Origin of the sequence: Halobacillus massiliensis (assembly GCF_900166625.1) — a bacterium.
GTDB lineage: Bacteria > Bacillota > Bacilli > Bacillales > Halobacillaceae > Halobacillus_A > Halobacillus_A massiliensis.
The window spans coordinates 2,263,451-2,285,253 of the sequence record NZ_LT800499.1; the positions used below are offsets into that span (position 1 = coordinate 2,263,451).

The 21,803-nt window shown below is 41.0% G+C and carries 20 protein-coding genes; 5 read left to right on the forward strand and 15 right to left on the reverse strand.

Annotation, left to right across the window (positions count from 1 at the left end):
• Window positions 1-53: 53 nt before the first annotated feature.
• From parC to B7E06_RS11330, 6 genes are all read right to left on the reverse strand, one after another.
• On the reverse strand, window positions 54-2,510 hold the full coding sequence (parC, locus tag B7E06_RS11305; protein ID WP_082234086.1) for a DNA topoisomerase IV subunit A: 2,457 nt from the start codon (window positions 2,508-2,510) through the stop codon (window positions 54-56).
• Between the two features lie 16 nt (window positions 2,511-2,526).
• Complete coding sequence (gene parE / locus B7E06_RS11310) at window positions 2,527-4,518, reverse strand: DNA topoisomerase IV subunit B (protein ID WP_082234087.1); 1,992 nt, start codon at window positions 4,516-4,518, stop codon at window positions 2,527-2,529.
• Between the two features lie 146 nt (window positions 4,519-4,664).
• Window positions 4,665-5,075, reverse strand: coding sequence for a CoA-binding protein (locus B7E06_RS11315; protein ID WP_082234088.1), 411 nt, complete (start codon window positions 5,073-5,075; stop codon window positions 4,665-4,667).
• 10 nt (window positions 5,076-5,085) lie between these two features.
• The gene (locus B7E06_RS11320) at window positions 5,086-6,612 is read right to left on the reverse strand and encodes an ABC transporter permease/substrate-binding protein (RefSeq protein WP_082234089.1); all 1,527 of its coding nucleotides are present in this window, start codon (window positions 6,610-6,612) and stop codon (window positions 5,086-5,088) included.
• A complete protein-coding gene (locus tag B7E06_RS11325; protein WP_082234090.1) occupies window positions 6,609-7,676 on the reverse strand; it encodes an ABC transporter ATP-binding protein in 1,068 nt (355 codons plus the stop codon). The genes B7E06_RS11320 and B7E06_RS11325 overlap by 4 nt, the downstream gene beginning before the upstream one ends.
• A gap of 70 nt (window positions 7,677-7,746) precedes the next feature.
• Window positions 7,747-8,823 carry an AI-2E family transporter gene (locus B7E06_RS11330; RefSeq protein WP_082234091.1) on the reverse strand — a complete coding sequence of 359 codons (1,077 nt, stop codon included), beginning with the start codon at window positions 8,821-8,823 and terminating at the stop codon, window positions 7,747-7,749.
• A gap of 435 nt (window positions 8,824-9,258) precedes the next feature.
• On the opposite strand from B7E06_RS11330, the gene B7E06_RS11340 reads away from it, so the two are divergent.
• On the forward strand, window positions 9,259-9,870 hold the full coding sequence (locus B7E06_RS11340) for a cyclase family protein (RefSeq protein WP_082234093.1): 612 nt from the start codon (window positions 9,259-9,261) through the stop codon (window positions 9,868-9,870).
• Between the two features lie 679 nt (window positions 9,871-10,549).
• On the opposite strand, the gene gndA is transcribed toward B7E06_RS11340, so the two are convergent.
• Together gndA and zwf are read right to left on the reverse strand one after the other, a co-directional pair.
• Window positions 10,550-11,962, reverse strand: coding sequence for an NADP-dependent phosphogluconate dehydrogenase (gene gndA / locus B7E06_RS11345; protein ID WP_143414564.1), 1,413 nt, complete (start codon window positions 11,960-11,962; stop codon window positions 10,550-10,552).
• A 37-nt stretch (window positions 11,963-11,999) separates the two neighbouring features.
• The gene (zwf, locus tag B7E06_RS11350) at window positions 12,000-13,448 is read right to left on the reverse strand and encodes a glucose-6-phosphate dehydrogenase (protein ID WP_082234094.1); all 1,449 of its coding nucleotides are present in this window, start codon (window positions 13,446-13,448) and stop codon (window positions 12,000-12,002) included.
• Window positions 13,449-13,947: 499 nt separating this feature from the next.
• Between zwf and plsY the strand changes: the two genes are divergently transcribed.
• From plsY to B7E06_RS11370, 4 genes are all read left to right on the forward strand, one after another.
• The gene (gene plsY, locus B7E06_RS11355; RefSeq protein WP_082234095.1) at window positions 13,948-14,529 is read left to right on the forward strand and encodes a glycerol-3-phosphate 1-O-acyltransferase PlsY; all 582 of its coding nucleotides are present in this window, start codon (window positions 13,948-13,950) and stop codon (window positions 14,527-14,529) included.
• A 152-nt stretch (window positions 14,530-14,681) separates the two neighbouring features.
• Window positions 14,682-15,608 carry a GTP cyclohydrolase FolE2 gene (folE2, locus tag B7E06_RS11360; RefSeq protein ID WP_082234096.1) on the forward strand — a complete coding sequence of 309 codons (927 nt, stop codon included), beginning with the start codon at window positions 14,682-14,684 and terminating at the stop codon, window positions 15,606-15,608.
• Between the two features lie 12 nt (window positions 15,609-15,620).
• Window positions 15,621-15,851 carry a membrane protein insertion efficiency factor YidD gene (gene yidD, locus B7E06_RS11365; RefSeq protein WP_082234097.1) on the forward strand — a complete coding sequence of 77 codons (231 nt, stop codon included), beginning with the start codon at window positions 15,621-15,623 and terminating at the stop codon, window positions 15,849-15,851.
• A gap of 75 nt (window positions 15,852-15,926) precedes the next feature.
• Window positions 15,927-16,214: a HesB/YadR/YfhF family protein gene (locus B7E06_RS11370; RefSeq protein ID WP_082234098.1), complete on the forward strand. Its 288-nt coding sequence runs from the start codon at window positions 15,927-15,929 to the stop codon at window positions 16,212-16,214.
• A 53-nt stretch (window positions 16,215-16,267) separates the two neighbouring features.
• Here the strand turns inward: B7E06_RS11370 and B7E06_RS11375 are convergent, their stop codons facing one another.
• The 7 genes from B7E06_RS11375 to B7E06_RS11405 form a co-directional block, all read right to left on the reverse strand.
• The gene (locus B7E06_RS11375) at window positions 16,268-16,813 is read right to left on the reverse strand and encodes a hypothetical protein (RefSeq protein WP_082234099.1); all 546 of its coding nucleotides are present in this window, start codon (window positions 16,811-16,813) and stop codon (window positions 16,268-16,270) included.
• A gap of 259 nt (window positions 16,814-17,072) precedes the next feature.
• The gene (locus B7E06_RS11380; RefSeq protein ID WP_082234100.1) at window positions 17,073-17,384 is read right to left on the reverse strand and encodes a hypothetical protein; all 312 of its coding nucleotides are present in this window, start codon (window positions 17,382-17,384) and stop codon (window positions 17,073-17,075) included.
• Between the two features lies 1 nt (window position 17,385).
• A complete protein-coding gene (locus B7E06_RS11385) occupies window positions 17,386-17,805 on the reverse strand; it encodes an acyl-CoA thioesterase (RefSeq protein WP_082234101.1) in 420 nt (139 codons plus the stop codon).
• Window positions 17,806-20,064 carry an AAA family ATPase gene (locus B7E06_RS11390; RefSeq protein WP_082234102.1) on the reverse strand — a complete coding sequence of 753 codons (2,259 nt, stop codon included), beginning with the start codon at window positions 20,062-20,064 and terminating at the stop codon, window positions 17,806-17,808.
• Between the two features lie 129 nt (window positions 20,065-20,193).
• Window positions 20,194-20,424: a small acid-soluble spore protein Tlp gene (gene tlp, locus B7E06_RS11395; protein ID WP_082234103.1), complete on the reverse strand. Its 231-nt coding sequence runs from the start codon at window positions 20,422-20,424 to the stop codon at window positions 20,194-20,196.
• 80 nt (window positions 20,425-20,504) lie between these two features.
• A complete protein-coding gene (locus B7E06_RS11400) occupies window positions 20,505-20,648 on the reverse strand; it encodes an FbpB family small basic protein (protein WP_082234104.1) in 144 nt (47 codons plus the stop codon).
• 56 nt (window positions 20,649-20,704) lie between these two features.
• Entirely contained in the window at window positions 20,705-21,298 is a 594-nt protein-coding gene (locus B7E06_RS11405; RefSeq protein WP_143414487.1) for a TlpA disulfide reductase family protein, read from the reverse strand.
• Window positions 21,299-21,803: the final 505 nt, after the last annotated feature.

Genomic DNA, 21,803 nt, shown 5'->3' on the forward strand with positions numbered 1-21,803 from the left:
TTTAACCTTGGGAGTCTGTAACCCTAAGAATTTTGCTCACTTAGGAATTCAAGTTATCCCAGGTCTTCTGTTTTTTTAAACGGAGCTTCATAGACCCTCTGGACCCAGGATTCTATTACATCTCCGCTTTGTTCTATATCAAGCACGTAAGAACCGTTGCTGTACCGGTCGCTGGCTTTAAAATCCATCGGCTGGACTGTCGTCAGTTTATCTTTGTTCGTTTTTATAATAACTTCATCTTTATTTGTAACGACATGTAAATCAATGATTCGGTGTGGGTTTTTCTTCAATTCACGCAGCATGATTACTCCTCGTTTTGCACGTGAGGTCCGCTCAAATTCTTTGAGTCTCATTCGTTTTACTGCTGCACGGTGTGTAGTGATCATTAGGGAAGGATCCTGCTCCTGAGAAAAGACCTGTCCGGAAACCACCTGTTCTCCTTCTTTTAACTGAATAGCTTTCACACCAGCCGCTCTTTGTCCGACAACACTCACTTCTGCTTCTTCATACCATAATCCATAAGCTTTATTTGAAGCTATGAAAATTTGCGATTGACCGTCTGTCACGTGGACATCTACGACTTCATCATCTGCTTTTAAATTAATCGCAACAAGCGCTTTGGAGTGGCGGGTTGCCTTATACAGCTGAAGTTCACTTTTCTTAACCAGTCCGTTTTTTGTAAAAAAGAGGAGATACTGATCCTCTTTGAATTCACGCACTGGAATAGCATCTACTAGAAATTCATCTTTTTCAATGGAAACAATATTAGCGATATGTTGCCCTAAATCCTTCCAGCGGATATCTGGAAGCTTGTGAACTGGCAGGAAGAGATATTTTCCAAGATTTGTAAATAGAAGAATGGTATCGGTCGTATTGATTTCAAGCAGTCTTAACAAATGATCGCCGTCTTTCATGGCGAGATCCTGTCCATTAGAGGCGCCGTACGAACGGAGGCTTGTCCGCTTGATATATCCGTCTTTTGTTACAGAAAGTACAATATCTTCGCTTGCTACCGTAACCTCTAAATCTACTTTAAGCTCTTCTACTTTTTCCTCGATTTGAGACAGGCGCTCATTCTGATACTTTTTCTTAATGGAGCGAAGATCTGCTTTAATAACCTTTAGCAGTTCTTTCTCATTGCCGAGCAGCTTTTGCAGGTAATTTATTCTCTCAGCAAGTTCTGCTGCCTCTTTTTGCAGTTCAGTAATATCTGTATTTGTTAGTCTGTAAAGCTGAAGCATGACGATGGCTTCGGCCTGCTCTTCTGTAAAACTGTATTTAGCGATCAGCTGCTGCTTCGCATCCTGTTTATCTTTAGAAGCCCGGATAGTAGCAATCACTTCATCCAAAATGGAGATTGCTTTAATAAGACCTTCTACGATATGGGCCCGCTTCTTCGCTTTATTTAAATCGTAAACCGCCTGACGGGTGACGATGTCTTTCTGATGGGTAATATAAGCATCAAGCATCATTTGCAGGCTCATCAGCTTCGGTGTCCGTTCATGGATCGCTACCATGTTAAAGTTATACGTAATCTGCAGATCTGTCTGCTTATAAAGATAGTTTAAGACACCCTCACTGTTGGCATCTTTCTTCAATTCAATGACGATTCGCATTCCCGTCCGATCTGTCTCATCCCGAACTTCGGCGATCCCTTCTACTTTTCGGTCGATACGCAGTTCATCCATTCTTTTGACAAGATTGGCTTTATTCACTTCAAAAGGAATCTCATCAATGACGATCTGCTCTCTGCCGCCTCTAACACTTTGAATAGAGGCTTTCCCGCGCAATACAATTTTCCCTTTACCCGTCTCATAGGCTTTCTTTAATCCTTCGATCCCCTGGATAATACCTCCAGTTGGAAAATCCGGACCTTTAAGCTTCGTCATCAATTCATCAACCGTTACGCCCGGATTATCAATTCTCATAATAACTGAATCGATAACTTCCGCTAAATTATGCGGTGGAATTTCTGTAGCATAACCGGCAGAAATTCCTGTCGACCCGTTTGTTAAAAGATTGGGAAACTTAGCCGGAAGCACTGTCGGCTCATGAATGGTATCATCAAAGTTTGGAATGTGTTCCACGGTTTCTTTTTCGATATCTCTTAAAAGCTCAGAAGATATACTCGACAGTCTTGCTTCCGTATAACGCATAGCAGCCGGCGGATCGCCGTCCACACTTCCGTTATTTCCATGCATTTCAATTAGTGGATGGCGTACTTTCCAATCCTGACTCAGCCGCACCATAGCTTCATAAACAGACGAGTCTCCATGCGGGTGATAATTACCGATAACAGTTCCGACAGTCTTTGCCGACTTACGAAATCCTTTATCATGTGTATTTCTTTCCTGGTGCATCGCATATAAGATTCGGCGCTGCACAGGTTTAAGTCCGTCGCGTGCGTCAGGAAGCGCCCGTTCTTGAATAATATATTTACTATAGCGGCCAAACCGGTCGCCTAATACTTCTTCTAAAGGTAAGTCTAAAAATTTTTCTGCCTCAGCCAACAGAATATCCCCCTTTTTACTTCTCTAGTTTCTCGTTTTCCAGGATACTGGCTTCGTCTTCTAAACCAAAAGCCACGTGGGATTCAATCCATTTACGGCGAGGTTCTACTTTGTCGCCCATTAAGGTTGTCACTCTTCGCTCGGCACGAGCCAGATCATCAATCGTTACACGGATTAGTGTTCGTGTCTCCGGGTTCATTGTTGTTTCCCATAGCTGGTCCGCATTCATTTCACCTAAACCTTTATATCGCTGGATCATATATCCGTTTTTAAATTCCTTCAGCAATTTCTTCATGCCTTCGTCATCCCAGGCATACTCTACTTTTTCCTTCTTGCCTTTGCCTTTGGAAACTTTATAAAGCGGCGGAAGCGCAATATATATTTTTCCGGCTTCTACTAATGGCCGCATGTAACGGTAAAAGAAAGTCAGCAGCAGAACTTGAATGTGTGCTCCATCCGTATCCGCATCTGTCATGATAACAATTTTATCGTAATTGCAGTCCTCAAGTGTAAAGTCTCCACCTACGCCTGCGCCAATTGTATTAATAATTGTAGAAATTTCTTCGTTTTTAAAGATATCGGCAATCTTTGCTTTTTCTGTGTTAATCACTTTTCCGCGAAGGGGAAGCACAGCCTGGAATTTTCGGTCACGTCCCTGTTTTGCTGATCCTCCTGCCGAATCACCTTCTACCAGGTAGAGTTCATTTCTCTCGGGATTCTTTGATTGCGCCGGTGTCAGTTTTCCGCTGAGAAGTGCGTCTTTGCGTTTGCGCTTCTTACCGCTGCGGGCATCTTCTCTTGCTTTTCTTGCGGCCTCTCGTGCTTCTTTTGCTTTGATTGCCTTTTTTATAAGCATGGAGGATATATCAGGGTTTTCTTCAAGGAAATATAAAAGCTGTTCAGCGACTACTGCATCTACCGCAGAACGGGCTTCTGAAGTTCCAAGCTTACTTTTCGTCTGGCCTTCAAATTGAAGAAGCTGTTCAGGAATTCTTACAGACACGATAGCGGTAAAACCTTCGCGGATATCGTTTCCTTCTAAGTTTTTATCTTTTTCTTTTAAAACCTGGGCTCTTCTTGCATGGTCATTAAATATGCGAGTAATCGCAGTTTTCGCCCCTGATTCGTGGGTTCCCCCATCTTTAGTTCTTACATTATTGACGAAAGATAAGATGCTGTCGGTAAATCCATCGTTAAATTGAAAAGCGAAATCCACCTCAATGCCTCCGCTGCTGCCTTCAAACGATACAACAGGGTGCAGGGTGTCCTTTTCTTCGTTTAAATAGGCGACGAATGATTCAAGGCCGTCGTTGTATTGATAGGTTTCTTCTAGGCCATCCCTTTCATCAACGAGCTTGATTTTAAAGCCTTTTAACAGGAACGCTGCTTCCCGAAGACGCTCTGATAGTGTTTCAAAATTATATTTTGTTACAGAAAAAATACTGGAATCCGGTTTAAAACGAATCGTAGTTCCTGTCTTTCTCGTGTTTCCCTTCTTCTCAAGCGACGTCACCGGTACCCCGCCATTTTCAAACCTTTGATAAAACTTTTCTCCATCACGGCAGATATGAACTTCCAGCCATTCAGATAAGGCATTCACTACCGAAGCCCCTACACCATGAAGACCTCCGCTTGATTTATACCCGCCCTGGCCGAATTTACCTCCGGCATGAAGCACTGTCAGGATGACTTCTGGAGTCGGCTTTCCTGTCTTGTGCATTCCTGTTGGCATACCACGGGCTTCATCGGCTACTGATACGCTGCCGTCTTTGTGCAGGGTAACAATCATTTGATCCCCAAAACCGGACAGGGCTTCATCTACAGCATTATCTACAATTTCATAGACTAAATGGTGAAGGCCCCGCTGGTCTGTAGATCCGATATACATACCCGGCCTTTTCCGTACAGCCTCCAACCCTTCTAATACTTGAATCGAATCATCTGAGTATGCTTGATTATGACTCAATGTTCCATCGGCTCCTTTCAAAAAAACGACACGGTCTATCATAATAATAGAACAAATGTTCTCGTCTGTAAACGCTCATTTATTAATCATACTTGTTATATTGTAGCTGTTTTCTCAAAAGACGCAAATATCATTCTACATTATTTCATAAAAAAATCCCTGTAATACAGGGATTTTTCAAAAAAAGTTTATTTTAATACAGCATGTGCGACTTTAATGCAGTTATCCATAATAACGAGCATATCTTTATCTTCCAGGATATGAGGCACTTCGGGATGATAGACACCCTGCTGGGCCCAGAACCCTTTGGCATCTGTCTCTACTGCTTCACGGGCCACCCCCGGTAAAAATTCTGAACGCCTGAAAACATTAATAATATCGACAGGTTCTTCGACTTCACTTAAACTGCTATAGGCTTTTTCTCCAAGTGCTGAGTCAATCTCTGGGTTAACAGGGATAATCTTATATCCCGCCTGCTGCATGGCCTGACTTACTTGATAAGAAGTACGGTATGACTTATCAGAAAGACCTACAACCGCTATATTTTTTGATTCATCAAGCAATGTACGCATTTTTTGCTGATCAGGATTTTGAAACATATTTCTCCTCCTATTCTTCTAACAGACCTTGTTCTGTTAAAAATTCACGGGCAACTTCTTCAGGATTCCGGTCTTCGTAGTCAACCTGATAATTCATCTGCCTCATTTCATCTTCCGTTATTAATCCTCCAAGCTGATTTAACACTTCTTTGAGCTCAGGATATTTCTCTAACGTTTCTTCTCTTAACAACGGTGCTCCCTGATAGGGAGGGAATAAATTTTCCGGATCTTCTAATGTGGTTAAGTCCAATTCTATCATATAGCTATCCGTGGCGTAAGCATCGATGACATCTACCTCTCCATTTTCAATAGCGCCTTGTCTTAAGCCAGGATCCATTGTTTCCACTTCTCCAAGATCCAGCCCATAGACCTCTTTCATTCCCTGATAGCCGTCATAGCGGTCGTTAAATTCAAGAGTGAAACCGGCGGTAATCTGGTCTTCTACAGCTTTTAAGTCGCCAATTGTTTCTAAACCGTATTGTTCAGCTGTTTCCTTTGTCGTAGCTACTGTATACGTATTGTTAAATTTCATCGGTTCAAGAAAAGCCATTTGATATTCATTTGACATTCCTTTTTTTGCCTGTTCATAAACTTCACGACTGTCGTTGCTTTCTGCCTCCTGGCTAAGCAGTGAAACAATGGCTGTACCTGTAAATTCCGGATAAATGTCAATACTTCCGCTTTGTAAGGCACTGAATACCATTTCTGTTTTTCCGAGGTTAGGTTCAAGTCCTACAGATAGATCCGTTTCTTCTTCAATCAATAATTTATACATGTTAATTAAAATAGAAGGTTCTGAACCGAGCTTAGCTCCAATCGTTATATCTTTTCTCACATCTCCGCCAAAGGCAAGTGGACCAGCAGCAATTAAGGCAAATGCGGATAGCAGTATGACTAAAGAGCGAAATCCGGCTTTGGCTGATGTACGTTCAAATAAACGAAGAATAAGATCGAGCAAAATGGCAAGCAGTGCAGCAGGAACAGCACCTAAAACAATAAGGTTCACATCACCGCCGCGGTCTAATCCCAGGAGGATTAAATCACCAAGTCCGCCGGCACCAATCAGAGCGGCAATTGTAGTCGTCCCTACAATTAAAACCATTGAAGTCCTGATGCCGGCCATAATAACCGGCATGGCAAGCGGCAGCTCCACTCGTGCTAAACGTCGAAATGAGTTCATTCCCATCCCTGTAGCCGCTTCTTTTAAGGCTGGATTGACTTCTTTAATACCGATGTACGTGTTTCTGAGGATGGGCAAAAGACCATAAGCCGTTAAAGCGATGATCGCAGGTGTCTGCCCGATCCCAAAGAAAGGAATTAAGAAAGCTAATACAGCCAAGCTTGGAATCGTCTGTAGAACAGCTGCAGCCCCTATAATAGGCTCTGCAACCTTCTGCTTTCTCGTTAAGTATAGCCCCAGTGGAACGGATATGAGGGTGGCTAATACGAGGGAAATCATCGAAATTTGAAGGTGTTCCCAAATCTTCTCTAAAAATATTCCCTGACGGCTCTGAAACACTTCTAAAAATTCATTCACGGCTGAACCACCCCATTTTCTGTTTTAAGCTGCTTTTTGAGGTAGAGGACGATATCTTTATAAGAAAGAGTACCTAATACTTTGCCTTCTTTCGTTACAGGCAGAACTGCGTAATCTCCTTCTTCAAAAATTTTCATAGCTTCTTTCAGCGGCATATCATGGGCTAAAACAGGCACATCCATTTTTTCCCCGTGCTTAATGCCGTACGCAAAAGTGCCATTTTCGTTTTTAATGGCGTAAATTCCGTGTTCTGGTACTCCCCCGTCTTCCCATTCCTTCACAGTGTAGAGCTGTTGATTCGTCTGATCAATCATAACGTCTACAGCTGTCTGCCATGGAGATTTTCTTTCTCCGATAAAATTTTCAACAAAAGAATTAGCAGGCTTAAGAATTAAATTTTGAGGCGTATCCAGCTGAATGATTTCTCCTTCTTTCATCAAACAGATTCTGTCCCCCATGGCCATCGCTTCATCAATATCATGAGTGACAAATACAATCGTTTTTTTAATTTCTTTATGAAGTGATCGTATGTCCTTTTGAAGCTGCTCACGGCTTATAGGATCAAGCGCGCTGAAGGGCTCGTCCATTAAAATAATATCAGGATCCGCAGCTAGTGCCCGTATCACTCCTACTCGCTGCTGCTGACCTCCTGAAAGCTCGCTTGGTTTTCTTTTTTTATAAACATCGGGATCGAGGCCTACCATGTTCATGAGTTCATCTGTTCTTTTTGAGAGTTCTTTCTTTTTCCACTTTTTCATTTCTGGAACAACAGCAATATTTTCTTCTACCGTCATATGCGGAAATAAAGCAATTTCCTGCAGCACATACCCGGTGTTCCATCTTAATTCATGAATTTTATAATCTTTTATATCTTTATTTTTTATAAACACAGATCCCTCTGTAGGTTCAATTAACCGGTTAATCATCTTCATCATCGTTGTTTTTCCGCATCCGCTCGGTCCAATTAGAGTAAGAAACTCTCCTTCTCTAATTTCTAAATCAACTTCTTTAAGAGCCTGCGTCCCATCGGGATATGTTTTTGTTACCTTTTCAAATGTGATCAATAGTTGACCCTCTCTTTCTATATCTGTCCCTATTCTTCCCTTATTCCCTGTCTTTTAAATCTTCAAAACTTCACTCATAGATACTGCTTTTTCTTAAGAGAATGAACGAATAGAGATTTTTCACGATTACTTTTAAAACTGAGTACAACGGCACAGCGATTACCATGCCTATAAAGCCAAATAAAGCCGCCGCTACGATTAACAGCAGAATAATAGTCAGCGGATGGACATTAAGCCTTTGCCCAAGAACTACGGGCGCCACGAGGTTGCCTTCAATCTGCTGAACAACAGCCATCGTAATAAGGACATAGACAGCCATAGACGGATCCTGTGTCATACTGACGACCAAAGCCGGGATCACACCAAGTACCGGACCAAAAAAAGGAATAACAGCTGTTACAAAAACAAATATTCCAAGAATCAGCGCATAATCGAGCCCGATGATCAAATATCCGATATACATGAGCACACCATCAACAAAAGCTACCGTAATCTGTCCAATAATATAAGCACCCAGTGTTTTATCGATATTGCTTAATAAATTAAGCCCTTTTTGCTCATGCTGTTCTGGAAGAAACCTTATGAGAAATAAAGGGAGCTTCCATCCATCTTTTAATAGAAAGAATAATATAAAAGGAACGACTATGATGACGGTTGCTGCACTGGCAGCAGCAGCGGCTATTTCGGTTACATGGTCCCCGGCAGACTCGACAAAGCCGCTGAGATAACTGGCTGCTTTTTGTCTCAAACTCTCAAAAGAAAAAAGTCCTAAATTGTTCTCTTCTATCAGCTTCTCTGCCTGGTCAGCCGTTTTGGATAAATCTTCGGGCAAACTTGTGGAAAGACGCTGAACCTGTTCAGAAATCGTGTTTGCCAGCAGTTTAATACCCCCGTAGACTAATCCAGCTATTCCTGTAAAAACGACTAATATTGCCGCTGGCTTCGGAATAAATGGTATTTTTCCAACCCAGAAAACAGCTGGTTTTAATATGTAATAAAAGAAGCCTGCGATCAGGACCGGATAAAATAAGGTAGAGAGAATGACAAACACCGGACTGAAAAAATTTAGAAGCTCGAGAAAAAACACACAGATTAAAAGTAAGATCAACCCTGTTGTATATTTAAAAAACGAATGAGTCCACCACATATCTATTCCTCCTACTTGCTATCAAATGGTGTTTACCACTCCTCGTCCCTTTTTAATCCCGAGTTTTATATTCTTTTACTAGTTCCCCGCATAAATACTCATAACAGCCCTTTATTGAACTCCTGCATTCATGGACTTCTCTACTTTCAATTTCAAATAATCCGTACCTATTTTTACTTATTTTATAATCGGCAATTATTACTGGCCTTTCATATTCCACCTGTTGTAATAAATCAAATAAAGGATCGCTGCTGCTATCTTGTTGAAACAAACATATTTGTTCCAAAGTTATCACCTCGCCTTCAGTGATCTACTTTATAAAAAATTCGACATCTTTTTGTGAATTCCTCCACAAAATCATGCGGCAGCATTTGCGACATTACTTAAAGCATGTAAAAATAGAAGTAGAATACAGTTTTGAAAGGAGAATATCTTTTGAAAATGATTGATATTACGGCACCTGTTTATGAAGGGATGCCCGTCTATAAAAACAAAGAGGAAAAGCAGCCAAATTTTAAAAGCCAAACAAATGGTCATGTAACAGAATCCCGTCTAGAAATCGATGCACATACGGGAACCCACATCGATGCCCCGTTACATATGGTCAACGACGGCGACACTTTTGAATCGATTTCACTCGATAGCCTTGTAGGCGAAGCCAAAGTATTTGATTTAACGGAAGTAGAAGACGGTATTACAAAACGAGATTTAGAGGAACTGGATATTAAAGAAAATGATTTTGTCCTGTTTAAAACCAAAAATTCATTTGAAGATGAATTTAATTTTGAATTTATTTATGTGAAAGAGGATGCAGCAAACTACTTAGTAGAGAAGAAAATTCGTGGAGTTGGAATTGATTCTCTTGGAATCGAACGGAGTCAGCCTGAGCACCCGACTCATAAAGCGCTTTTCGGTGCAGGAATTATCGTTATCGAAGGCCTTCGTTTGAAGGATGTGGATCCTAAAAGCTATCAAATGGTCGCTGCACCTATGAAACTTTTAGGCACTGACGCCTCGCCTGCACGTGTTTTACTATTTGATAATTAATAACGAAAAGGCTGCCGTTTTCCATCGGCAGTCTTTTTTTCTGCGTTGAAAAGATAATGGGGCTGACCATATTTTCTTGCCTCATTTCACAGCGGAAAGAGGGTTTCGTTTAGCTTAATATAGAAAGCCGGGCCTCGTGGAAAAGACTCGCTTTCCATCGGCGAACGGTGAGCTTCCTCGGGCTAAAGCTTTTCGGGATTACTCCCTGGTTCTGTACCCCATATAAGCTTTTTAAAATTCTACAAAAAGAAAATCCTGTTCCGTTTGCCTGAATATGTAGAATCGGGCCAAGGGAAAGACTCGCTTTCCATGGGCGAACGGTGAGCTTCCTCAGGCTAAAGCCTTCCAGGATCTCACCCTGTTCTTCTCTCCCATAGGAGTCTCGCCGTTTCCCCCGGCCCTTTACGTTTTTTTGAGTAACGGAACATTGAGTAAGAAAAGACTAATCCTATTAGGGGATCACTGAAACTGTAGTGTTCCGGTTATGCTAACATTGGTAAAGAGGCTGGGAAATGGCGAGACTCCTTGCCACTTAAAAAACTAAGGCGCACCTTCGAGATCGAATGATTTTCCGCCAAAAGATATAAATTAATGAACAGGCGCTTTTCTTCAAACCCTTTGTGATTGCTCATAAAAATAAAAAAGGATGACACAGAGCGTGTCATCCTTCTTCCCTTTTCTATTTTAACCATTCCGTATGGAAAGTTCCTTCTTTGTCAATACGCTGATACGTATGGGCACCGAAATAGTCCCGCTGCGCCTGAAGCAGGTTTGCAGGCAGTGTAGCTGTTCGGTAGCTGTCATAATAAGCAAGTGCGCTGGAGAAGCCTGGAACCGGAATTCCTTGTTCGATCGCCAAAGAGAGTACTTCCCTTAGACTGCTTTGATAATTCTCCACAATATCATGGAAGTATGGATCAAGAAGCAGGTTATCAAGATCTGCCTCACGATCATAGGCTTCTTTAATTTTTTGCAGGAATTGAGCGCGAATGATACAGCCGCCTCTAAAGATCATTGCGATGTCTCCGTACGCCAGATTCCAGTCATATTCATTGGAAGCCGCACGCATTTGAGCAAATCCCTGGGCATAAGAGCAAATTTTACTCATGTAAAGGGCTTTTCTAATAGCTTCAATAGCTTCTTCCTTGTTACCTGTAAATGGTTTAGCATTTGGACCGTTTAAAATCTTGCTGGCTTTTACACGTTCTTCTTTCATGGCAGAAATAAAGCGGGAGAATACAGACTCTGTAATAATCGGCAGAGGAACACCTAGATCAAGAGCGCTTTGGCTTGTCCACTTGCCAGTCCCTTTCTGGCCTGCCGTATCAAGGATGACGTCAACAAGCGGTTTGCCTGTTTCCTCGTCCACTTTAGTGAAAATGTCTGCTGTAATTTCTATAAGATAACTGTCCAATTCACCTTTATTCCACTCGGCAAACACTTCATGCAGCTCCTCGGTGGATAGCTCTAACACGTTCTTTAAGATGAAGTAAGCTTCAGAAATAAGCTGCATATCACCGTACTCAATTCCGTTATGAACCATTTTCACATAGTGACCGGCCCCGTCTGGCCCCACATATGTAGTACAAGGGACTCCTTCTACACGGGCAGCTATTGCTTCTAAAATCGGCTGGACATGCTCAAAAGCTTCTTTCTGCCCCCCAGGCATGATGGAAGGACCTGTTAGTGCGCCTTCTTCCCCGCCGGAAACACCTGTACCGATAAAGTGAATGCCTGATTCAGCAAGCTCTTTATTTCTTCGAATCGTATCCTGATAGAACGTATTCCCGCCATCGATTAAAATGTCTCCATTATCGAGGTGTGGGAGAAGGGATTCAATCGTAGCATCAGTCGCCGGTCCTGCTTTAACCATAAGCAAGATTTTACGAGGTTTTTCAAGGGAAGCTACAAACTCTTCAATGGAGGAAGCGCCTTTAAAGTTCTTTCCGGCTGCTTCGTTAGCAAGAAATTCATCTGTTTTTTCCTGTGTACGGTTAAATACAGCTACGGAATAGCCTCTGCTCTCAATATTCAATGCTAAGTTTTTGCCCATAACCGCTAAGCCTACAACACCAATTTCCTGTGACAAAATCATCATCTCCTTAATATTATTACATGATTCAGAAAGCTTACCACCATCTAAATCCATTTTCCGCCAGTAGTTTATCGGCTGCTTTAGGACCCATAGAGCCCGATTCATATAAGTGCAGCTCTGTACTGTCTTCTTTAAAAACTTCCAAGATAGGCTGAACCCATTGCCAGGATAATTCTACTTCATCCCAATGAGCAAAATATGTCTGGTCACCTTCAAACGCGTCCTGCAGCAGAAGTTCATATGCTTCAGGGAGTTCACTTTGGTCCCGCGAAAAGTTAATGTGCACAGGTTCAAGCTTATCATTGTTTAAAGTGTTTTTGCTATTTAGTTGAAGTGTTACACCTTTATTGGGACTAATCTCAATAATGAGGAGATTAGGTTCCAGGTGCTCCCCTTCATACTGGCTGTGAGTTTCTCCTTTAAATTCCATCACTATTCGCGTGGATTTTTCCTTCATCCTTTTTCCTGTTCGGATATAAAAAGGAACACCCTTCCAAAACTCACTGTCAATCCATAGTCTTGCTGCAATAAACGTATCGTTTCTAGAGGATGGATCTACATCCTGTTCGTCTAAATAACTGTGGACATGTTCATCCTCAATTACGCCTGGCCCGTACTGGCCTCTTACGACATCACGTCTTACATCTTCCTTTGAAAGGGGCCGCAGAGCCTGCATGACTCTCTTCTTCTCTTGCCGGATGTTGTCTGGGTTCATCTCCTGAGGCAAGTGCATTGCGGTCATCATAAGAAGCTGCAGCATATGGTTTTGCACCATATCGCGGATAGCACCTACCTGATCATAATATCCTGCGCGTTCTTCAACACCGACAACCTCACTGGCTGTAATCTGCATGTTCGCAATATATTCTTTATTCCATAAAGCTTTAAGTACAGGATTGGAATGCTCAAGTGCTTCCAGGTTCTGAACCATAGGCTTACCTAAGTAATGATCAATTCGGTAAATTTCTTTTTCTTCGAATCCTTTTCCGAGTTTCTCATTGAGTTCTCTTGCCGTTTCGATGTCGTTTCCAAACGGCTTCTCCACAATCAGGCGTTTCCAGCCTTTTGCATCGCCTAAACCGCTTCTTTTTACATTTGTAATGATATTATCATACAAACGCGGAGCGACAGATAAGTAGAACAGCCGATTCTCTTTAATATTAAGTTCTTTTTCCCGCTGCTGAACAAAGGACAATAAGTCTTTATATCCAGCTGGGTCTGTGACATCCAGGGAATGGTAACGGAAGCTTTGGAGAAATTTTTCCATAGCCTCCTCATCTACTGAGCTTCTAGAAAAGGTATAGACTGCATCCTCTATTCGACCTTGAAATTCTTCCTGTGATAACGTTCTTCTCCCTAAACCAATTACAGAGAACGATTCCGGCATCGACTGGTCCATATATAAGTTGTATAGAGCAGGGTAAATTTTACGTTTGGCTAAATCCCCTGTTGAACCGAATAAAATAAAAGACATTGAATCCAATAGCTTTTCCTCCACTTTTTTAGTTAACTTTCCCGCATTTATTTAAAAAACTTACTTTTGTTACAATAAATTATCGGGATCGATTGCACAAGTAAAAAATTTACAGAAAATTCAATGGTGAGTTCTTTACTCGAGTAATTTACTAAAGTATATAGAAAATTATATTAAATTTAAAGACTTCTGTTTGCACTACCTTAAACAGTTTCCGTGAAAGTGGTTCCATTGCCATGAAAATTCTCCTCCCCTGCACTTTCTTCTAAAAGCTCTGCAGCCCATTAATATCCCGCTCCCTGAAGGAAAAAAGAAAAGCTTGAGACCGCTTTCCTTTTAATATGAAGAAAGTCGAAAAAAAAGCAGAACAAATTCGATTAATTTAATATCTAAACGACAAAATGACAACCGGGATGGATTCTATTTGTCTGTTTTTCAATCAACTTTTTGTTCTTTATTACTAGATATAATGATAAACTAATAACAAAGTCTTAAGGAGTGGAACATCATGGAATATTTCCTATTTATTTTACTGGCATACTTACTAGGATCAATTCCCTCTGGTCTTATTGTAGGAAAATTAGGATATGGCATAGATATCCGCGACCATGGCAGCGGAAACCTCGGAGGTACGAACACGTTTCGGGTCCTCGGTAAAAAAGCAGGCTTAATTGTAACGACAGCCGATATTTTAAAAGGAACGCTGGCAAGCGCTCTGCCATTTTTTATGGGTGCTGATGTCATACCGCTTTTAATCGGGATTTTCGCAGTTGTAGGCCATATGTATCCTATTTTTGCCGGATTTAAAGGCGGGAAAGCTGTGGCAACGTCAGGTGGCGTGATTTTAGGTGTGAATCCTCTTGTTTTCGCTATTATGATTGCAACCTTTTTCCTGCTCTTATACTTAACAAAATACGTCTCTCTATCATCCATGATTACAGGTGTAACCTCTACAATTCTTGCTATATTCCTTCAAGAATATGGTTTAGCCATTGTCATAGCAATACTTACTCTATTTGTAATTTACCGTCACCGATCAAATATTAAACGTATCCTTAATAAGACAGAACCTAAAATTACATGGATGTAAATAAACCTGCGGAATCCTATTGCCGCAGGTTTATTTATGAAGGTATAATTGGTTTTATATTCACACAATCTAAAAGCAACGTGCTGTATATTTTGAATTACATACGATATAATTTTACTTAGAAGCAGATAGGTCTGAAAGGAGTCCTAAGTATGAATCAAACAGAAGCAAACTCAAAAAAATTACCTTCTAAAGAAGACCGTCATAAATTATTTGGTTCTGTGAAACCAGGTCCGCGTACTAAACCGATGGACAAAGAAAAAATGGTGGATTTGCAAAATTCTAAAAAAGACTTTTTGTTTAATATAGATATGGTTGGAATTTCCAACGTGAAACATCCGATCTCTATTCCGAGTCAGCTGACACCGCAAATCCAAACGACGATCGGTACCTTTAAGTTCGGTTCGTCTATCGCTCAGCAAAGTAAAGGCACTAACATGAGCCGTTTTACCGAACAGCTTGATAAGTATCACAATCAAGGGTTCGCGATTGATATTGAAACATTAAAAACCTTCACTTCAGAATTGGCCGGCCGTTTAAAAGAAGACAATGCGGAAGTAGAAGTTTCCTTCCCTTGGTTTTTTGAAAGAAAAGGACCATATTCTGATCTAGCAGGCATGAACCACGCAGATGCGACGATCTCTGTAGAATATAAAGAAGCGACAGGCTATGATGTCACAGTTTCTTTAACGGGAACGATCACGACATTATGTCCATGTTCTAAAGAAATCAGCGAATACAGCGCCCACAATCAGCGCGGAAACGTGACGATGACCGTTAATCTTACTGATGATTTTGATGAACAGGAAGTCGACTGGAAAGCAGCCTTACTGGAAGCAGCTGAAAGCAATGCCAGTGCACGGATTCATCCTGTATTAAAACGACCGGATGAAAAAATGGTTACCGAACAGGCGTACGAGAACCCACGTTTTGTTGAAGATATCGTAAGACTTGTAGCCGCTGACCTATATGAATATGATTTTGTGGAATCCTTCACAGTGAAGTGCAGAAATGAAGAGTCCATCCACCTTCACGATGCAGAGGCTTCCCTATCCTATGATAAAACGAAGGAAGCGTAAGCATTTCTGAATATGACACATGTTTTTATTGCCCTAATTTCATTCTATAGGAAATGGATTAGTCCCATGACACCACCGAGCTGCCGCTTTCAGCCGACTTGTTCGGAATATGGCATTGAAGCTCTTAAAAGGTTTGGTTTTTTTAAAGGAACGTATTTAACTGTAAAAAGGATCCTTAAATGCCACCCTTTCCATAAAGGGGGATTTGATCCAGTTCCGCTTAAAAATAAAGAAAAAAGTTAACACAGCCCATGTTTAACTCCTTGCTGAAACAGGAAAAACACTAAATACAGGAATCGATATCAAGGAGATGAGTTTATGAAACTTGAAATAACAGAAGCAGCAGCAGACTGGTACGAAAAAGAACTTGAAATAGATGAAGAGTCTTTTATCCGCTTTTATGTAAGGTATGGCGGCAGCGGAGGCCTTCAGCCAGGATTCTCCCTCGGGATTATGCAGGAGGATCCTCTTGAACCGGTCGCTGAGGAAAAAGTGAACCATATTGGCTACTTTATTGAAGCAAAAGATGAATGGTACTTTGATGAGCATTCGTTAAAAGTTTCTTTATCAGAAGATGCACAGGAACCTGAGTTCAATTACGAATAAGGAAAAAGGCAGCCTTAACCAGGCTGCCTTTTTCCATGTTTAAAATAACTTTTTCACTTACTTTCTCTATTATATAAATACTTAATAAGGGATCGCAAAATTCTTTCTTTACTATCTCCATATTTAGTATCCATTTTAATTCGCTGACTTTGAAAGAGAAACGCATCATGCAAATAAAAGATCCTTGGATGGGCCTGCCAGGAATGCTCACTGATTAATTCCCAAAGCTCATCCTCTACTTCCTGAGTAAACTTTTTTTCATTAATAAATAATTGCAAATCTTTCTTTTTAAGTTCAACGGAACCTTCAAAAAGGTTTTTGCGGACGAGTTCCCACCACATTTCCGCCCTGACAAACTCACGATAGTTCCCTTCTTTCACAACATTTGTTGTGTTATTATTCATTAAAGTTTCTTCTGGAACACGCTGCTGAATAAATGCCCATAAATCAGTCTCTTTTATTTTCCATCCTTCTTTACGAGATGCCGGAGGAATGCCTGTTATTGTGCCATTTCTAAGCCATCTCCGCAGACTTTCCTTATTACTTGTGATCTTATAATATTTTAACTTTTCCAAGGCCTGGTCCACGTTATATATCAATACAATTACCCCTTAACAAAACAATTGTTGTATTAACAAATATACAAGATTTGTACGGATTTATCAAAGGATAAACAAAGATGCTGATTTCTGTCTGTTGAAATGGATGGAATTCGTTTGAAAAGTGTCTTTTCTTCTATCAAAATGGCTTATTTCCTTAGAATTTAAATAATTTTAATGAAACACTGTTCATCAATTCCTGCGGTGTAAGAGATTCCATAAATAAAGCATGTGCTGTCCGAGCACATGCTTTAAAAAGCTATTTTTCACTTTTTAGAGAAAAGCGTGAGATCTGATCCCACTGCTTTTCTTTTTTTAAAATCTCATATTGACGGTCACCGAATAAATCAAAATGAGGATGATTCGGATCATAATGAATCCATTCCGGCTTTAGACCATGGCTCATTCCCCATTTAATTAAACGTTCAATATCTGTGCATCCTACTTTCGTGACAGAATCACAGCCGGGGAACCGCTCGTCTATCCAGTAATGGGTGAGAAATGAAATTTTTCCTGCCTGTACATCTCTTTTCCACTGTATTAACTCTTCTCTTTTGATACCAAAGGCCATATTACCCTCCTATGGCTTTCAAATAAGCTTTGTGCCAATCCGGAAAGCTCCGACGAATTGACACTGGACGGAAGCTGTCCTGCTTTACTATTACGTGCTTAGTTTCCCCTTCAACAGCTATCTGGCCATCCGTATGGGTCACCTCATAGCCATAAGTTACTCGCAGACCATCATATTCTTTCACCCATGTTTTAACGGCAATGTCATCCCCGTAACGGACGGGCTGTTTATAAGTGGCTTTTACATCAACAACTGGAGAGAAGACACCTTCTTTTTCGATTTCATGATAATGAAAACCTAAATCTTCAATTAGAGCCGTACGTCCCATCTCAAACCAGACAAGATAGTTGGCATGATACACTACTCCCATCATGTCTGTTTCCTGGTATCTAACTTTAATTGAAAGTTCATTGATTAGCATTTAGCGTTCCCCCCGAATATTTTCCCAGGCCTTCTGTATATCACGGCTGGTAATCCTATTAATTTGTACATTATCTTCTTCCATCAGCCGCATGGACTGATACTGGATAGCCTCTAGAATTAAATTATTGACAAACCTTCCGTTTCCTCGTGTGTGGTACTGATTAAACTGTTCAATCAGTGCCCAATGGGCCTCTTCCTCTAGCAAATAGTCATAGCGCTCAGCTTCTAAAATAGCCATCTCCAGAAGCTCATCTGGTGTATAATCTGGAAAGTGAAGATATTTTTTAAATCGTGAAGACAAACCTGGATTACTTTCAATCAGCTGCCTCATTTCCTGCTGATACCCTGCTAAAATAACGACTAGATTTTCATTATGCTTCGTCATTTCATCAACCAGTGTCTCGATGGCTTCTTTTCCAAAATCATCACGACCGCTTGAACGCAAAGAATAAGCCTCATCAATAAATAATACACCGCCGAGAGCTTCTCTTATTTTCTTTTTCGTTTTTATCGCTGTCTGTCCTACATATCCTGCGACAAGATCACTTCTTGAGGCGATCACCACGTGACCTCGTTTAAGGAGCCCACAATCTTTTAGAATTCGCGCATAAATATCAGCTACTGTTGTCTTGCCTGTTCCTGGGTTACCTGAGAATACGGAATGAAGCTGAATGGGCACCAAAGGAAATCCTTTTTCTTTTCGCTGCTGTTGGGCTTGTACGAACGAGGAGAGCTTCTTCACCTCTTCTTTAACTTCCTGCAAGCCTATCAAACGATTTAATTGGTGTATAGGAGGAGTTTCCTTTTGGTTTTCTGATGGTTCAAACTCTAAATCCTTCTGTTCAATTCTCATGTGATCAAGCCAGTGCTTATCACTTTCCCACGTCTCCCCAGCTCCTTTTTTAAAAATAGTTTTTAGAACGAGGTTACGAACAGTTCGAGCATTTCCAAAGGATTCATCTACACGTTCTTTATCTATTAACAATTCAAGCTGTCTGAGAGCTTCTTCTGTAAAAAAGAAGTCATTCTCAATGGCCACACTTTGTCCAATCTCCAATAGTTCATCTATTTGATAATCTGGCAGCTGGATCATGTTTTGTTCAGGAAAACGGCTTCTAAGCCCTGGATTGGCCCAGAGGAACTGGCGCATTTCTTCAGGATAGCCAGCAAGAATAAGCGCAAATTTTCCGCCGTATTCCTTACCTGTCATAGCAGAGACTAGTGTGTCAATAACAGCCTGGCCATAGTCATTGCCTGTCTGGCCTTCTCTGCGTAAACTGTAGGCTTCATCTATAAAAAGAACACCGCCGACAGATTGTTTAATATAATTCATCGTATTTTCTTCACTTTGGCCGACATAGGATCCAACTAAATGAGATCGGTTAACTTCGACGACCTCTCTTGTATCTAGGATACCTAATTCGTAATAAATATTGGCAAGCAGACGGGCGATCGTCGTTTTCCCTGTCCCAGGGTTTCCTGTAATGATCATGTGCAATCCTGGCTCATCAACCATAGAGAAGCCATAGGTTTTACGCTGCTGCTGATACTTTAGAAAATGGTAATACCTTTGAATATAAGCTTTTACATCATGCAGGCCGACCATGTCCTGGAAAGACTGCAATGGATTCTCTGTGCCCTTTTCCTTCAATAGTTCAGGCAGCATATTATAAAGTTCGTGACGATCACTGGAAAGCTGTCTGGTTTTTTCATTGACTTCCTTAACAGGAATGCTTACCCTCCGATGCTCAATTGAGGTTTGCGCTTCTCTTAGCAGCTCTTTTAACTGGCTGAAATGGTCATAAACCTCACGGTAAAGCTTTAGTCTGCGGCTAACAGCATCAACTGCTGCAGCCAGCTCTTTATTCCATTGCTTCTGTATCCGATCCACTTCCTCAAAGAGTGCCTGAACCTTTTTAAGCTTCGCGGAATTATGATCAGTCTCATGAAGTGTCCATTGCTCTAATGAAACCGAGTTTAAGACGGTATGTCCCCTTAAAAGCTGTAAAGACTCATATAACTCCTTAACGAGCGAATGACCCGGATAAAGTTTTCTTGCTTCTTCAATAATCTGATCTGCAATGGGATCCTGTTTCGGATGCCGTTTGATCCGGTGAAAAGCAAGCATTACGTACATAATTGCTTTTTTTTCTTTATTAAATGGTTCAGTATTTAGTAAGCGTAAGACTTCAACTTCAGAGAAAGGCGGCTTCTCTTCCAAATTCTTCCACTCTTCTAACTTAGATGTATCCAAAATATCCCGTCCCTTCTTACATCGTACTATTTTATCATAAACCTGGGCGGGATGTTGATGAAGTTGTTTATAAGGATCTTTCTCAAGAAAAAGCCATCAGAAAAACCCGTGGTTTTTCTGATGGCTTTATAATTACCTTTTATTCTGTTGGTTTCTAGCTTCATCTTTAATTTCCTGACGCATACCTTCTATTGCTTCTTCGCGATTCCTGTTCTTTCTTTCGATATCAGCCCGATCCTTCTCACTAGCCAATTCAAGGTTTTCATGAGTCGCCTCTATGTTTTCAATGGTGTTCTGAACAGCCTCCTGAAGACGTTCCACGTTATCCTCGCGATTGTCAGGATTAGATTTTCTTTGATCCATTCACAATTCCTCCTATAGATACAAGATACATGGATAGAATGTGAAAGTTTCGTTTTCTCTATACAAAAAAATTCCTTCAGTCAGGAAGGAATTTTTTTAATACGTTCATGGTGCCGCTGATCAATACGCTCATCAATCTGTTCCATTAATTTATGATCTTTCATAATTAGCTCAATGTTCTGCTGAACACGGTCCTGAAAACTAACCTTTTGGCTTTGCCGCATAGAAAATTCCTCCTTTTCTACAAGAAGGATTTCCAATTATGTGAAAAATTATACTTTTATTGCAAAGCCTCTTTCATTTCCACCATAAAATCATACGTCATCGGGCCAACTTTACGAGGCTGCTGAACCCTGCCATCAGTACCGATAAAATAAGTTGTAGGGATTGAAATAATTTGAAACGCATCATTAGCTTCAAGTTGATAATCCATCCAGATAGGAAAAGTATAGTTATTACTTGTAACGTAATTATAGACATCCTCTGGTTCATTTTCACTGCCTGTAACGTTTACAGCAATGACTTCTACTTCATCACTATATTCCTGATGGAACTTCTCCATTTCAGGCATCTCTTCCTTACAAGGCGGGCACCAGGTAGCCCAGAAATTTAAAATTACTTTTTTTCCTCTAAGATCAGAAAGTTTTACCGCTTCACCTTCCATTGTCTGAAGCTCAACATCCGGTGCGTGTTCCCCGACACTTAACCCTTCCTCCGCGTTCGGAGGCGTGATGGCCGTACCTTCCTGCCCAGTACTATCAGATACATTGTACTCAGGAAGTTCGTTAGAATTCTCTTTCTCCGGCATCGCTTCCCATACGATCAGACCAATGAGCACTAACAGGATGGCAGCTGCAGATATTTGTTTAATCAATTGTGTTCATTCCTTTACTTCCAGGTGTAAAGAGGACGTCCCTCTTTAGTTATTACTATGTATGAGAACTTCATAATCATTCCTCTTTCTTTAAGAATAGCCATCTCATTTTATCATGTAAAGGCTTAATGATGACAGTTTATAAAACTTTTGCTTTATAAACTTCGACGTTTAGTTTAGTTTAGTTACGAAAAAAAGAACTGTTCCGTTTAATGTGAAAAGAGAAAAGAGGCTGGGAAATAGCTCGCTTTCCGCGGGGAGCCGGTGAGCTAGCTCGCTCCACTCGCGGATCTCACCCTGGCTCTTCTCCCTGCAGGAGTCTCACCATTTCCCAGCCCCTTTAAATTTAATAAGGGAAACGGAACGCTGGAATCTCAGTAAGCTATCTAGATGGGATCAGTCCTCTCTTCATATATATTCCGTTACTCAAAAAAACGTAAAGGGCCGCGGGAAACGGCGAGACTCCTATGGGAGGATAGAACAGGGTGAGATCCCGGAGGGCGAA

Bases quoted from the DNA above. Each gene is read 5' to 3' on its own strand.
- parE (WP_082234087.1), bottom strand. From the start codon at position 4,518: ATGATAGACCGTGTCGTTTTTTTGAAAGGAGCCGATGGAACATTGAGT.
- B7E06_RS11315 (WP_082234088.1), bottom strand. From the start codon at position 5,075: ATGTTTCAAAATCCTGATCAGCAAAAAATGCGTACATTGCTTGATGAA.
- B7E06_RS11330 (WP_082234091.1), bottom strand. From the start codon at position 8,823: ATGTGGTGGACTCATTCGTTTTTTAAATATACAACAGGGTTGATCTTA.
- plsY (WP_082234095.1), top strand. From the start codon at position 13,948: ATGGAATATTTCCTATTTATTTTACTGGCATACTTACTAGGATCAATT.
- folE2 (WP_082234096.1), top strand. From the start codon at position 14,682: ATGAATCAAACAGAAGCAAACTCAAAAAAATTACCTTCTAAAGAAGAC.
- yidD (WP_082234097.1), top strand. From the start codon at position 15,621: ATGACACATGTTTTTATTGCCCTAATTTCATTCTATAGGAAATGGATT.
- B7E06_RS11370 (WP_082234098.1), top strand. From the start codon at position 15,927: ATGAAACTTGAAATAACAGAAGCAGCAGCAGACTGGTACGAAAAAGAA.
- B7E06_RS11380 (WP_082234100.1), bottom strand. From the start codon at position 17,384: ATGGCCTTTGGTATCAAAAGAGAAGAGTTAATACAGTGGAAAAGAGAT.
- B7E06_RS11385 (WP_082234101.1), bottom strand. From the start codon at position 17,805: ATGCTAATCAATGAACTTTCAATTAAAGTTAGATACCAGGAAACAGAC.
- tlp (WP_082234103.1), bottom strand. From the start codon at position 20,424: ATGGATCAAAGAAAATCTAATCCTGACAATCGCGAGGATAACGTGGAA.
- B7E06_RS11400 (WP_082234104.1), bottom strand. From the start codon at position 20,648: ATGCGGCAAAGCCAAAAGGTTAGTTTTCAGGACCGTGTTCAGCAGAAC.